Genomic DNA, 13993 nt, shown 5'->3' with positions numbered 1-13993 from the left:
TCCACCGATGCGTTGGCGCATCTGTTGAAGTTCGATTCGATCCTGGGCCGGTTGCCCTATGACGTGCGCGCGGACGGGGACACCCTGATCGTGGGTGAGACCAAGATCAAGGCGCTGGCGGTCAAGGAGGGTCCGGCGGCGCTGCCCTGGGGGGATCTGGGGGTGGACATCGTGGTGGAGTCGACCGGGATTTTCACCGACGCGGCCAAAGCCCGGGGGCATCTGGAGGCCGGGGCCAAGAAGGTGGTCATCTCGGCGCCGGCGACCGGTGAGGACATCACCATCGTGATGGGTGTCAACGACGACAAGTACGACGGCAGCCAGAACATCATCTCGAATGCCTCGTGCACCACGAACTGTCTGGGCCCGATCGCCAAAGTGCTCAATGACGAGTTCGGGATCGTGCGCGGGCTGATGACCACGATCCACGCCTACACCCAGGATCAGAACCTGCAGGACGGGCCGCACAAGGATCTGCGGCGGGCGCGGGCGGCGGCGATCAACATCGTGCCGACCTCGACCGGGGCGGCCAAGGCCATCGGGCTGGTGCTGCCCGAGCTCAAGGGCAAGTTGGACGGGTATGCGTTGCGGGTGCCGGTGCCGACCGGGTCGGTGACCGATCTGACCGCGGACCTGGGCAAGTCCGCGACGGCGGCGCAGATCAATGCGGCGATGCAGGCCGCGGCCGAGGGCCCGTTGAAGGGGATTTTGAAGTACTACGACGCGCCCATCGTGTCGTCCGATATCGTCACCGACCCGCACAGTTCACTGTTCGATGCGGGACTGACCAAGGTGATCGACAACCAAGCCAAGGTCGTGTCCTGGTATGACAACGAGTGGGGCTACTCCAACCGGATCGCCGATCTGGCCGCACTGGTCGGCAAGTCGCTGTAGATCATTCCGACTGCGAACCGGTCCAGCGAAACGGCGTCCGGAGCCCAATCACCTTCTCCGCCTTGTCATACCAACCCTGCGGTGCGTGCTGGCTGGTGTGCAGGTAGCACTGCACGCGCACTTCCGCACTGCCCGGCGTGAACGTCAACAATCGGCTCAGCGGCAGCGTGGTGATCGGCATGTGGTGCCGGCTCAGCGAGGCGACGTTGAGAAACCATGTGCCCCAGCGCTGTTCGATATGGCTCTTGCCCCCGAAATTGTCATCGGGATGAGTATGGGTGTGTCCGGCGATCCACAGCTGCACCCGGCCCGGGTGCGCAGCCAGGAACTGTTCGAACGCACCGGAGTCCGGCCGGCTGTCCACCCAGTAGAGGTATGACGCACCTTGCGGTGTGCCTGCGTCGAACGGCCGGTGGTAGTGCTCCACCAACCGGCCGTCGGCGTCGCGGCGGACGCCTTCCCACTCTCCCGAAGCGACCGTGGTGTCCTTGAGAACGTAGTGGTGCACCGTCACGATGATCGCGTCGGGATTGGCCAGCACCATGGCTTTCCACCATCGGAACGTCTCGCCGCTGACGACTCCCCCGGGGTTGCCGCCCAACGGGCCGCGACCGACAGACTGCGTTGGTTCGTTGCGGTCACTGAGCATGAGAAACAACAGGTTCCCCACCCGGAACGAGTAGTGCTGCCACACGCCGTCGACCGGGAAAGGTCGGCGAGCGCCGTCGACGCCGGAAAATGCGGTGTGCCGGCCGAGCGGATCGACCCATTTCTGCCACCACCAGGCCTCGGGTTCGTCCAAGCCACTGCGGTCATGGTTGCCGCACACGCTGTAGATGTCCTCGCGCCGGTGGCGACGCAGGCTGGCGAACTGCCGCCGCAGCTCACGGCCCTCGGCGTCGTCCGGCAGATGGTGGTGCGCGCCGGACATGTCGCCGACATCGAGTGCGATGTCCCAGTCGAACGCCGTGCCGCCGTCGGACCCGCCGAACTCAGACTGCGAAATCGCCTCGGCCAGGCTGTCTCTACCGAACCGCCGGTCGGTGCCCACATGTGCGTCGCCGAAGGCCCACAGGCGAAAGGAGTTCACGCCGTACGTCATTCGTGGTCACCGTCGACCAGCCCCCAGTACCGGCGAATCTGCCTGTCCGCCGCGGCGAACACCGAGTCGATGATGATGCCGATCACCAGCACGACGATCATGACGGCGATGGCCAGCGGCATGTCACTCATGTTCTGCGCGTTCTCCAGCAGGACCCCGATCGATGCGGTGCCGGCGACCATCACCACCAGTTCGCCGGCCATCAGGCTCCGCCATGCGAACGCCCAGCCCTGACGCAGTCCGCTGACGAATGTCGGCAGCGACGCCGGGAGGATGACATGCCGGTACAACGCAAACCGCCGCAGCCCCATGGTCTTTGCCGCACGTAACTGCAGAGGTGGAATGTGGTCGGCACCCGAGATGACGCCGAGCGCCACCGACGGCGCGGCGCCGATGACAATGACGAACAGGATGGCCGAGGTGTCGAGGCCGAAGAAGATGATCGCGAAGGGAAACCATGCGATCGCCGGCATCGTCTGCAATCCGGTGATGAGCGGACCGAAAGTACTGCGCAGCAGTTTGTTCCGGGACAGAACACTGCCGATGACCGTGCCGATGAGCAGCGACAGCCCAAAACCGATGAGGGCCCGCGCCATCGTCGTCGAAACCGCCTGCCACAACACCGGATCGTGCAGCTGCTGCCACAGGGTGGCACCGACCGCCACGGGGCCGGGCAGGATCACGGACGATTTCCAGCCGCTCAGACAAAGCAGCTGCCACGCACCCAACACCACCAGCAAGGCCAGCGCCTTCGTCCACATCGGTGCCAGCACCGACTGCAGCCGACCTGTGTTCTGCCGCGACGACGGCGCCAGATCGGCGACTCCACTATCGACCACGGTTGCCTTCCTCGTGCAGTCGCGCCGTGATGTGCGCCGCCAACTCCGCGACGTCGGTGGTATTGATCTGGCGAGGACGGGACGCGGGCACCTGGAACTCCTCGACCACCCGACCGGGTCGGGCGCCCAGGAGAACCACCCGGTCGGCTAGCCGAACCGCCTCCCGCACGTTGTGGGTGACGAAAACAACTGTGAGTCCGCGTGATTCGACGATGCGCTCGAGTTCCTCGTGGAGCAGATCACGGGTCAGCGCGTCCAGCGCGCCAAAAGGTTCGTCCATCAACAGCACGTCGGCGTCCTGAGCGAGCGCACGGGCCAGCGCAACCCGCTGCCGCATTCCGCCGGACAACTGGTGTGGACGCTTGCCGGCGAAATCGGTGAGTCCGACGGTGGCCAGCAGGCGCGCCACCCGCTCGCGGCGCACGTCCCGCGGCACCGCCCGCGCCCGCAGTGCCAGATCGACGTTGGCGGCGGCGGTCAGCCAGGGAAACAGCGCCGGCTCCTGAAACATCAGCGCCACCCGCCGACCGAACGTCTCGACCGTTCCGTTCGACGGCGCGTCCAGTCCGGCGATGATCGACAACAGCGTGCTCTTGCCACAGCCGGAACTACCGACCAGACAGACGAATTCACCGTCGGCGACAGTCAGGCTGATCGGCTCCAAGGCCGCTACCGCGGCCGGGCCCTTGCCATAGCGCTTGGTCACCCCGAACAGTTCCAACGCCGGCTGCGGTACCGGAGGCGGCGTCGGAACGGTCACGGTGATCTCACCGGCGTCCGCACAGCGGGTCACGCCGCAACCGCCGGTTTGCCCGATGCCGCCAGCACCGCGTTGAGCGGGGCCGGATCGAAGAGTCCGTCGATGTTCAGCGGCTGCAACAAGCCGACGGCCACGGCCTTGCCGACCTGGTCGCGCAGCGATGCGATCCCCGGATCGTTGGTGAACGTGGTCTCCTTGAACGACTCAGCGAGGACCTCCGGATCCAGTCCCTTCCCAAGCGTTTTCGCGAGTGCGGCGTTGGCGGACTGCGCCGCGGCCGTGGGGTCGGCACCGATCTTGTCGTTCGCCTGCACCTGGCCACGCAGCAGCCCGGCCACCGCATCGGGATGTGCGGCGAGGAAGTCCTGGCGCACGACCAGCACGGTGATGGTGTTCGGGTCCGACCACAATCGGACGCCACCAGCTTTGATCATCTGCACGTCGAACGGTGCGGAATCCAGTGCACCGGCGATCTGCTTGCTCACGAACTGCTGGACGATCGCCGATTCAGGGTTGGTCGGCTTGACCGAAACATCGCCGCCACCTTGGGTATCGGTCTTCAAGCCGTTCTTGGCAAGCCAGTCGCGGAGGCTGACGTCCTGGTTGCCGCCGAGGGCGGGATCGGCCACCGTCTTGCCCCTGAGGCCCTGGGCAGACGTGATGCCGGGTTGGACGACGAACGAGGTGCCGCCGCTGGCCGCGCCCGAAATGATCTTGATGGCTTTGCCATTCGATTTCTGCCAGGCGTTGAATGCGGGGTTGGGTCCCACGTACGCGGCGTCGAGATGTCCCGACAACAGCGCAGTGATCTCTTCGGTGCCGGTGCTGAACGGTTGCGCCGCGAAGGTGACGTCAGATCCGAGCTGCTTTGCGAACAGCCCGTCATTGACTCCGATGAGCGCCGGCGCGTGAGTGACACGAGTCAGATAGCCCAGCCGCAACGGTACCGGAGACGACGACGCCGACTTGGTCGACGACGAGCATCCGGCCATCGCGGCGATGGCGGTGATGGCCGCGCCCAGAGCGAGCAGCCTGGTGAAATGACGATGAGAGAACACGGTTTTCCTTGATGTCGATCGAGCGGATGAGACGCGAGGTCAGGCCTGCTCGGGACATCGCGTCTGGCCGCTCGAACGCGTGACGAACAGCGGGCTGGTCCACACCTGATGGCCGTCGGACTGGGTGGCGCGCACGTACGTGGCGCTGGTGCCGTGGGGCAGGCCGAGCTCGAGGTCACCGGTCACCGTGGTGGGCAGCGCGGAGAACTCGGCCACCCGTTCGGCACGCAACCGCAGATTCAGTCCACCCACTGCCGTTTCGACGTGACCGGCGCGGATCAACTCGGCACCCGAGAACTCGCGTTCCATGCGCAGACCGTCCTCGTGCACCGACGCTTGGATGCGGAACTCGGCCGCCGCGAGGTCCGCCAACCGCACCACGATGCCCGTGTCCGAACCGTACGTGGTGGTCCGCCAGCGCACGGTGTCGCCGGCAACATCGAACCTTTGTTCCGGATGCGCTGCGGCCCAGGGTGTCACGTCGAGCAAGTCGGTTCCGGCCAGCCGCAATTCGCCGGACCACGTCGCCCACCGGTAGCGGTCGCGGTGCCGGGCACCACCCCACCGGATGCGCACGAGCTCGTCGGACAGTCCGGCCTCGATGTGCAGGTTGCGCTGCCACAGCCGCCCCGTGCTGTCATGAACGGCGATCTCGTCCCAGCCGGACGTGCCGTACAGCGCGTAGTCAACGGTCAATTGGGTTTCTTCAGTATCGATTTCATCGCCCATCCAGGCGTCGCCACTGCGCAGCAGCGCGACGGCACGCGCTCCGGTGGTCGCCCACGTCCGGCGGGCGCGCAGCGCGCGTCCCACGTCGCCTTTCGTGAGTTCCGGCGCGAGAATGCCTGTCAGACCGCCGAATCCGCCGAAGATGTTCGCTCCCGGCGCCCCGCCTCCGGGGCGGCCACGGTGCTCGTCACTGGCGGCGCTGGCGCCCAGACGAAGACCGCGGGCCAGCGCATCTTCCAGGAACCAGGGACTGCTCCCCCACGACGAGTGCACTTCGATCAGCCGTTCCAGCTCGGGGTGGTGCCAGTCCAGGATCGCGCGGCGGCCACCCACGTGCGGGATCAGCAGGTACGAATCCGGGTCCTTTTCGTAGGCGGCGTAAAGCGCTGTGATGGGCCAGGTTTGGGGCGTCGGCACGGTGCTGGCCATGCCCTGGTGCCACTCCAGCGAACGCGCCAGCGTGGTGTCGTCGCCGATAAAGACGACGTTGTGATCGCCACCGACACCAGCGGTGCCACACCATTCGACACCCGGGTAGCAGACCAGGCTGCCGTCGTCCGAGATGGCCCGGCAGGCGGCGACGACGTCGATCCAGGCCTCGTCGGTGATCTGAAAGTCGTTGGCGGTGTATCCGACAACGTCGAGCGCGCCGATGTCGCGCGCATAGCGCAGGTTCCACGCCGTGTCCTGAGTGCCGACGGTGTCGTTGGAATGTACGTGCAGGTCGGTGAAGAACGCGCGCGGGGCGGGCAGGTCGTCGATCACGTCGACGATGGTCTCGGCGGCCCGCACCTCCGCGTGCGTTTCGTCGACGACCCGGATGTGCGCGGCGCGCGCCGGCACTTCCAGCGACACACTGGCCCAACCAGCGGACGGCGTCTGCGCCTCGGCCACGACTGCGTCGTCGATGTGCGCGCGCAATGTGACAGCGGTATCCGCGCAGGCGTTGCCCCACCGATCCTGCAGGTGAGCGCGGAGCGTGACGGCACCGGCGTCACTGCGCACCAGTCGCGGTCCGCGGACCACCACCTGCTCAGGCGGCCCGGGCCGGATCGCGAGGTGATTGACGCCGGCCCGGGCCATCCGGGAGGTGCCCAACGGGTCGACGAACAGATGCACCTCGAACGCGTCCTCGACGAAAGTCTGAACCCGGGTACCCGGACCGCCGAATCGGCGGTCCCCCAATCGGATTTCGATCACATCGCCGGGCCGGAGGTAGCCGTCGACCGCGTGGATGAGCAGCGATTTCTGGAACGGCCGCTCGCCGCCCTTGACGTCATAACGGACGGCCAGCTGCTGGACGGTGGCCCCGCCGGCTTCGGACGCACGCCCCACCAGCGATCGGCTGACCAGCCGCGCGCTGGCGTAGTCGCGCCCGGCGGGATCGGCGGTCTGCAGGTCCCAGTCGGAGTAGTAGCGGAAGCACAACTTGAGCCAGCCGCTGTCGGCGATACCCGAGCGGCCGACCGTGTAGGTGTAGACGATCTCCTCCACGGCTCCGGCCACCACCGACGTGTGCGAGCACCACAGCTCGCCGAGGAAGGGAATCGCGTCGAATTCCGCGGTGATGGCGTCGCGCACCGCAGCCACCGAGCAGTCGTTGCTGCTCAACGGGTTCTGCGGACGGACGGGAATCGCGCGGGACATCAACCCATCCTTTCGGCAATGCACCTAGGAGTCCAGTTAATAGATATGATCCGATTCATCATTGAAAGTGAAGAACGATGAACCTGCAGCAGCTCCATTACGTGGTCGCCCTGGCCGAAGCGAAGAGCTTCACCAAGGCGGCCGAGACCTCGTTTGTCGTGCAGTCGGCGCTCAGCCAGCAGGTGCGGAAGTTCGAAGAAGAGCTCGGCGTGACGCTCTTCGAGCGCACCACCCGGGCCGTCTCGCTCACCCCGGCAGGTGAGGCGCTCCTGCCGCTGGTGCACCAGGTGGTCGCCGGCATCGACCAGCTCAAAGTCGACGCCCAGGCGCTCAGCGGGACCGTGACCGGCCGCCTGACCGTCGGCATGATGGAGGTGCCGTCCGAAAGCCTCGACGTCGCAACACTGATGGCGACATTCCACTCCCGCTACCCGGACGTGAGCGTGACCCTGCGCAGCGGTGGCAGCGACATCCTGCTGACCGCGACCCGCGACCGCAAGCTCGATGCCGCCATTGTCGGCTCCAATGTCTCCCCGGCCAGCGACCAGTTGGATTTCACCCACTTGTTCACCGAGTCGTTGATCGCGGTCATGCCGCGCGACCATCCGCTGACCAGACAGCGGGCGGTGTCGCTGACCGAACTGGCGGCGTTGCCGTTCATCGACTTTCCGCTCGGTTACGGCCTTCGGCACGAAACCGACCGCGGCTTCGCGGGCGTGCCGCGACGGGTGGCCTTCGAGGTCACCCGTGTCGACGAGGTCGTGCACTTCGTGCGGCAGAACCTCGGGGTGGCGCTGCTGCCGGAATCGGTTGCGCGAACCCGCGCCGACAGCGACAGCACCCTGGCGCTCCGCCCTGTCACCGGCGTCCAGATGCACCGCCAGGTGCACCTGGTGGCACCCAGACCCCACCTGCGCTCGGCGGCCTGCCAGGCGTTCATCGCCTGTGTCCATGACCACCTGGCGACACCCTAGGTAGGGCCGGCAGCCGAAAAATACTGCCGCACAGCGGCTTCGATGACCTGTACGGCGGTGGCCATTCTGTCGATGCTGATGCTCTCGTCGTACACGGCCCACCCGTCGTCGCCCGGGCCGAACGTGACGGCCGGAATGCCCACGTGACGGAAGCGGATGGTGTCGTTGAACGCAGGCTTCGTGTAGGTGCGGACGTCCTCGCCCGTGACACCGCGGTACGCGCTCCGGATCGCGGCGACAAGCGGATCGACGTCCGTCAACGGCACGGTGCCCGCGACGAACGTCGGACCGGGCGCGAACTCGACGTCGACCTCGATACCTTCGGGCCGGGCCGCGGTCAGGCGGCGGTGAAACTCCTCGAGCAGCCGGCCGGCGACGACATCCGGACCGATGTTGACGGCCGCAACGCGTGCGCTCGCCTCCAACGGCGTGAACTGCGCCATGCCGGTCTCCCCCGCGTGCAGTCCCACCACCGAAACCGGCCAATCGCCAACGGGATCGGCGGCAATGTCGGCCAGGAACTCGGCGAGGAACAGCGCCGGGTTGACACCGGTATCAGGCCACCAAATATGGCTGGACCGCCCGCGGGCAGTGATGTCCAGCAGTGCGTGACCGGTCTGCGCGACGGCGAGGGCGATACCGCTGCGGCCATCGTCGGTCCACGCGGTCGGTTCGACCGTGATGGAGGCGTCGGGGCGCAAACCATGTTCGTCGACCAGGTACTTGGATCCTTCGATGCCGTTGCGTTCCTCGTCGACGGTCAGGACCACCAGCAGGGTCCCGTACTCCGGCGGGTCGTCGACAATGCGTTTGGCGGCGGTCAAGAGTGCCGCCAGGTTGGCGCGCGTATCCGAGGTGCCGCGCGCATAGATCCGGCCGTCCAATTCGACTGCCGAATAAGGGTTTCCGGCGCATACGCGCCAGCGGCTCGGCGGCCCCGACGGGTAGGTGTCGAGGTGATCGTTGAGCATGAGGGACGGACCGGCGCCGAAGCGCTTCGTGGCCACCACATTCGGCCGCTGCGGGGTGCGGCCCACCAGCTCGACGGTGAATCCCCACTCGCGCAACAGGTCACCCACCGGGCGGGCGATGCGCTCTTCCTCTGGCGGGCGACTCGGGCCGTCAAGGCTGTTCTCGCACCACGGCTGGCCGGCGGCCACCAGACGAGTGGTGAGTTCGACGAGTTCGCGCCGGTCCACCGCGGCGCCGACCGCAGCGTGGGTCATGCGCGAATCTCGCTGTCGATCAACGCCCGCAAGCCGTCGTTGTCCCGGCCCTGTGCCAGCCCGAGCGTCACCAAGAGGCGTGCGCGGTGGGGTGAAATGCCGGCAGCCAGTTGTGCACCGTGTTCGACGAGACCGGCCACTCCACCGGGGTATCCGTACACCGGAGCGACGCGACCGTCCGCAGCGCGAGTGGTGAGCACGACGAACCTGCCGCCGTCGATGAGTTCCTCCACTGCCGCAGCCTGTTTCGGAGGCAGATTACCGGCCCCGTTCGCCGCCACCACGATGGCCGGCTGGGCGTCCCCGGCGGCTCGGAACACCGTGCCGTCGTCACCCAGCGCAGCCAGCAGCACGGGTACCGGCCGGATCGGACCGGTGGGATCGCCATGACTCGTGCGGCGTTTCTGAGTCCGGTGCCACTGGACCTGGCCGCCGACGACATAGCCGATGGGCCCGCGTCCCGGCGCGTCGAACGCATCACGCACGACTCCCGAAACCTTCACGGCCTCACGGCCGTCGAAGATCTTGCCGGCGAACACCACCACCGGATCGATGTCCGCTCCAGACGACGCCACCGCGAGCGCGTCCGCGAGGTTGGCGCGGCCGTCGCTGTCATGCCGGGTGCCGAGGATCATCGAACCGGTGACCACGACCGGCACCGACCAGTTCTCCCGGTAGGCCAGCCAGGCCGCCACCTCCTCGATGGAGTCCGTGCCCGTCGTCACGACGATGCCGTCGGCGCCGTCGGCGACCAGTTCGCGAGCCCGGACGACCAGGCGTTCCAGCAGGTCGAAGTCGACCTCGGACCCACCGACCAACGCAAGGCTCTCCGCACCGGCGAACCCGGCGACCGTCTCCGCCAGCTCCTGCGCTCCGGTGACGGGTACCGCGCCCTGCGCGGTCTGGTGCATGGAGATGGTGCCGCCCAAGCCGATCAGGTATGCCCCGCTCATGAATTGCTCTCCGTCACAAACGATCCGGCGATGATGTTCTGGTAGTCGGGGATGTGCTGGTCGGCAGGGATGCGACCGATGCTCTGCGCCCAGCGGGCGCGGTCGGCGAGGTCGCCGGCGAGTTCCGGCCCGAGGTGCGTCTGGTACTTGAACTCCGAGGTGACCTGGCTGATCAGGTTGTTGTCCAGCCCTGTTGCTTTCGCGACCGCGGCGAGGGCGGCCGGGTCCTTGCCGGACAGCGGACCATCGGCATTGCGGATCGCCCCGACAAACTTTCCAACAGCCTGCTTCTTCGAGTCGAGGACGTTCTGGTTGGCCAGGTAGAGGCTGTGCTGGTTGTACTTCTGCTTGCCCTGCAGCTCGATCGCGTCGCTGCCCAGTGCCGCAACCGCTTTCGCCAGTGCCGGCTGGAAGACGGCGATCGCGTCGACGTTGTGATTGGTGATCGCCGTGACGATCTCCGCCGGTCCGGTCTGGATCAGGTCCGCCTTCACGTTCGCTTCGGTCAGGAACCGGCTCGCGAAGTAGTGAGCGCTGCTGCCCAAGGGCACCGCGATCTTGCGGCCGGCCAAGTCGGCGACCGAGTTGATCCCGGCTGAGCGGCGCGCGACGAATCGCCCCTCCGGCCAGATGGCGCCGTCGGCGAAGATCCGAAGATTCGGATTCTTCAGTGCCGCAGCGGATGTGGGCACATCACCGCCATTGGCGACATCCACGGCGCCGCCCGCCAGCGCCTCGAGCGCTGCGGCGCCCGTCGGGAACGGAACGATCTTGACGTTGACCCCATGCTGTTTGAAGTATCCGAGGTCATTGGCGACGGGCACCTGCGCCCACGACGGGTCGACCACCCACGCCACGGTGAGCGAGTCGGCCGCGCTGTCCTTGCTGCTCGAACTACTGCAGCCGACAACCCCCAGAACCGCAAGCGCGGCAACGACTATCGCGGCAATCTTCCGATGTGTATTCATCCGTGGTCTCCCGATGTGAGGGCCGGTTGCTGTCCGTGCAACAGGTCGTGCAGTCGGCGGCGCAGTGCCGCGTAATCGTCGAATTCGCCGAGGCGGCTGGCGGGCCGCGGCCGCGGCAGCGGGTTGCCGAGGTGATCGGCGATGGCGCCGGTGTGATCCATCACGACGATCGAGGACGCGATGCGGATTGCCTCGTCGACATCGTGCGTGACGAAGACGACGGTCGGCCGGCTGCGCTCCCACAGTTCGACCACCAGGTCCTGCATCTGCTGGCGGGTCAAGGCGTCCAGTGCACCGAATGGCTCGTCCATCAACAACACTCGCGGGCTGTTCGCCAGGGCACGCGCGATGCCGACGCGTTGCCGCATGCCACCCGACAGCTCGTGTGGCCGCTTGTGCACGACGTCCGCTGCCAGACCGACCGCACTGATCAACTCGGCGATCCGGTCGCGCCGCTGTGTTCGGGGCACCTTCGCCGCGCGTAGCGCGAAGCCGATGTTGCTCCCGACAGAGGCCCACGGGAACAGCACGTCGCGCTGGAACACGACGCCCCGCTCACGCCCCGGTCCGGTCACCGGCTCGCCTCCGAACGTCACCGAACCTGTTGTCGGCCGGACGAATCCGGCGATGACGTTCAGCAGGGTCGACTTGCCGCAACCCGACGGTCCGAGGATCGTCAGGAACGCTCCGGACTCGATGGTGAGGTCGAGGCCGTCGACGACCGAACGGTCCGCTCCGGGGTACCGCACTGTCAGCGACTCGACCGCGATGTCGCCGGCGGTCACGATTGTTCCTTCGCCCAGCGCACGGTGTGACGCGTGGCCTGGTGGAACAGCTGATCGGCGAGGGCACCGACGATGCCCAGCGCAGCGAGACAGACGAACAACCGGTCGGGTTGGCTGAACAGGCGCGCCTGGTCGAGCCGGAAGCCGAGTCCCTCGGTGACACCGGATTGCTCGGATGCCACGATCAGGATGAGGGATGTCGCGATCCCCTGGCGCAGGCCGGTGAGCACCGATGGCAGGGCGCCCGGCAGGACGACGTTGGTGAACGTCAACAACTTTGACGAGCCCAGCGATGCCGCGACCCGCAGATAGTCGTCGCGCGTCGCGGCGATCCCGGCGTGCGTGTTGACCCAGACCGGGAAGAAGACGCCGAGGCTGGTGAGGAACAGTTTGGACTCTTCACCGATGCCGAACCACAGGATCGCCAACGGCACCAGCGCAATGGCCGGGATGGGCCGAACGATCTGGATGGTGGGTTCCAACAGGCCCCGGGCAATACGTGAGCGGCCGGTGAGGGTGCCCACCACGATGGCGATCAGCGATCCGACGACAAACCCTTGGAGAGCCCGTCGAAAGCTCGCGGCCGAGTCGGCGAACAGCGTTCCGTCGCTGTACATCTCACGCGCGGCGTGCACAACCTGTGCGGGCGCGGGCAAGAGCCGGGCGGAGAAGAGTTCGAACCGCACCGCGGCGTCCCAGCCGATGATGACGGCGACGAGGCTCAGGATCGGCAAAGCGGACAACAGCGCCACCCGGGCAAGCTCACCGCGGTCGCGTCGGCGTCGTTCGGCTCCGGCCGTACTGCTCGGTCGAACTGCTGTGGGCACGCCGCTCGAGCTGAGCGCGCCAGAACCGCGTGCGGGTGCCGATACCATCCATCTTCCCTTGCAGACCTGCGTAACGGCCGCAACGTAACACCGGTACAGAGGGGATCCGGCAGGCCAAGGGCGTCACCGCGTCGTCAGCTCCGCATCAAGATCACCACCCGAATCGCCGCAGACCTGCAGTAATTCGGCAACGGTCGCGCCGACGCGATGCGTTTCGATCCGTCTGATCCGATGGTTTGAGTTCCAGGCTTCTGCCCGGCACTGCGAACGGTCTAGTCGGTGAATACGATGCGCACAGACACCGGCGCGGTTCCGTAGGACGCGATTTTCGGTCCGGCCGCGCCGGATTGCCGCACCCGGGCACGCACATCGTCGTCCGGAACGAACGTCGCGATGCCGGCACGCCAGCGATCTCCTTGCTGGATGCGAACATTCGGGTTGGCCTCGATGTTGGCGCCCCAGCCAGACAACGTACCGTGACCGCAGATGACCCAGGCCCCGGTTTCATCGAAGATCGGCGAAACCGGTACCCGTCGCAGCTGCCCAGTTTTGCGGCCGAGGGTCTCCAATTCGCTTACCTGCGTTGGGCGGACGGCGCCGAGTCGAGCCAGACCCCGCACCGTCGGATTGAGCAGGTAACGCCCGATTGCGCGGAACACCCGGAACTGTCGTTGTTCGGCGCGAGTATGCGCTGTCCCCACGAAACATCCTCCTTTCCGGCCATGGCGTTGAACCCGATACGCTGAATATACCGATCGGTCTACTTGTCGGCAAGAGTTTCACAAACCCGGCATGAACTCGGCAAGCGCCAGGATGCTCAGCACGACCAACGCGAGTCCGATCAATCCGCCGGCAGGAATCATGCTGCTGCACACCACGATCCAGACAGCGAGTCGCGGCCATTCGAAAGGCTGGTTGCCGACCACACCCCCGAGTCGGGTCCGCAACAGGTGGTACGACGCCCATACAGCCGCTCCCGCCGCCGCCATCGGACGGATCGTCGCCGCAGACGCCCGCGGTGAACGCCCGGCGTTCTCCACCCAGCGAGGGATTCTGGTGCCCGGACATGGCTGCCTGGCTCTCCCGATCCGGAGCGCCGACGACAGTCTCATCGCCGTCTTGGCAGCGTCGGCGCCCTCGCACCGCGTCGCGGACACCGATACGTTGATGGCGTTCCTCACGCCCCACGCCCGGGCGGTGTCGCTCGCCTGCACAACCGCAGGCTGAAGCC

General features: G+C 66.8%; 14 protein-coding genes. 3 read left to right on the top strand and 11 right to left on the bottom strand.

From position 1 onward, the window contains the following. On the top strand, positions 1-894 hold an 894-nt coding region (gap, locus tag BR47_RS0117520), incomplete at its 5' end, for a type I glyceraldehyde-3-phosphate dehydrogenase (protein ID WP_029120302.1). A 1-nt stretch (position 895) separates the two neighbouring features. On the opposite strand, the gene BR47_RS0117515 is transcribed toward gap, so the two are convergent. From BR47_RS0117515 to BR47_RS0117495, 5 genes are all read right to left on the bottom strand, one after another. Next, positions 896-1996 (bottom strand): hypothetical protein, encoded by a 1101-nt coding sequence (locus BR47_RS0117515; protein ID WP_029120301.1) that lies wholly within the window; start codon positions 1994-1996, stop codon positions 896-898. Next, a complete protein-coding gene (locus BR47_RS0117510) occupies positions 1993-2835 on the bottom strand; it encodes an ABC transporter permease (RefSeq protein ID WP_231506732.1) in 843 nt (280 codons plus the stop codon). Before BR47_RS0117510 ends, BR47_RS0117515 begins: the two co-directional genes overlap by 4 nt. After that, entirely contained in the window at positions 2825-3556 is a 732-nt protein-coding gene (locus BR47_RS0117505) for an ABC transporter ATP-binding protein (protein ID WP_029120299.1), read from the bottom strand. The genes BR47_RS0117510 and BR47_RS0117505 overlap by 11 nt, the downstream gene beginning before the upstream one ends. 68 nt (positions 3557-3624) lie before the next feature. Continuing rightward, entirely contained in the window at positions 3625-4653 is a 1029-nt protein-coding gene (locus BR47_RS0117500) for an ABC transporter substrate-binding protein (RefSeq protein ID WP_029120298.1), read from the bottom strand. 39 nt (positions 4654-4692) lie between these two features. Beyond that, positions 4693-7029, bottom strand: a complete 2337-nt coding sequence (locus BR47_RS0117495) for a CehA/McbA family metallohydrolase domain-containing protein (protein WP_029120297.1) — start codon at positions 7027-7029, stop codon at positions 4693-4695. Positions 7030-7106: 77 nt separating this feature from the next. Between BR47_RS0117495 and BR47_RS0117490 the strand changes: the two genes are divergently transcribed. Further along, positions 7107-8003 (top strand): LysR family transcriptional regulator, encoded by an 897-nt coding sequence (locus BR47_RS0117490; RefSeq protein WP_020103117.1) that lies wholly within the window; start codon positions 7107-7109, stop codon positions 8001-8003. Here the strand turns inward: BR47_RS0117490 and BR47_RS0117485 are convergent. The 6 genes from BR47_RS0117485 to BR47_RS0117460 all read right to left on the bottom strand — a co-directional run bounded on the left by BR47_RS0117485 (position 8000) and on the right by BR47_RS0117460 (position 13463). Beyond that, positions 8000-9229 carry a M20 family metallopeptidase gene (locus BR47_RS0117485; RefSeq protein ID WP_029120296.1) on the bottom strand — a complete coding sequence of 410 codons (1230 nt, stop codon included), beginning with the start codon at positions 9227-9229 and terminating at the stop codon, positions 8000-8002. The genes BR47_RS0117490 and BR47_RS0117485 overlap by 4 nt on opposite strands. Continuing rightward, complete coding sequence (locus BR47_RS0117480) at positions 9226-10182, bottom strand: asparaginase (RefSeq protein ID WP_020103115.1); 957 nt, start codon at positions 10180-10182, stop codon at positions 9226-9228. The genes BR47_RS0117485 and BR47_RS0117480 overlap by 4 nt, the downstream gene beginning before the upstream one ends. Further along, a complete protein-coding gene (locus BR47_RS30825; protein ID WP_051634865.1) occupies positions 10179-11150 on the bottom strand; it encodes an ABC transporter substrate-binding protein in 972 nt (323 codons plus the stop codon). Before BR47_RS30825 ends, BR47_RS0117480 begins: the two co-directional genes overlap by 4 nt. Beyond that, positions 11147-11935: an ABC transporter ATP-binding protein gene (locus BR47_RS0117470; protein WP_020103113.1), complete on the bottom strand. Its 789-nt coding sequence runs from the start codon at positions 11933-11935 to the stop codon at positions 11147-11149. The genes BR47_RS30825 and BR47_RS0117470 overlap by 4 nt, the downstream gene beginning before the upstream one ends. Further along, entirely contained in the window at positions 11932-12678 is a 747-nt protein-coding gene (locus BR47_RS30820; RefSeq protein ID WP_167542199.1) for an ABC transporter permease, read from the bottom strand. The genes BR47_RS0117470 and BR47_RS30820 overlap by 4 nt, the downstream gene beginning before the upstream one ends. A gap of 356 nt (positions 12679-13034) precedes the next feature. After that, positions 13035-13463, bottom strand: coding sequence for a nitroreductase family deazaflavin-dependent oxidoreductase (locus BR47_RS0117460; protein WP_029120295.1), 429 nt, complete (start codon positions 13461-13463; stop codon positions 13035-13037). A 91-nt stretch (positions 13464-13554) separates the two neighbouring features. Here BR47_RS0117460 and BR47_RS33165 point away from each other — a divergent pair, with 91 nt between their 5' ends. Beyond that, positions 13555-13989 (top strand): hypothetical protein, encoded by a 435-nt coding sequence (locus tag BR47_RS33165; protein ID WP_155987073.1) that lies wholly within the window; start codon positions 13555-13557, stop codon positions 13987-13989. The last annotated feature ends 4 nt before the right edge of the window (positions 13990-13993 follow it).

It is taken from the genome of Mycobacterium sp. UNC410CL29Cvi84, assembly GCF_000686745.1.
GTDB lineage: Bacteria > Actinomycetota > Actinomycetes > Mycobacteriales > Mycobacteriaceae > Mycobacterium > Mycobacterium mucogenicum_B.
Note: the sequence above shows the minus strand (reverse complement) of the source record. Positions and strands in the feature narration are given on the sequence as shown.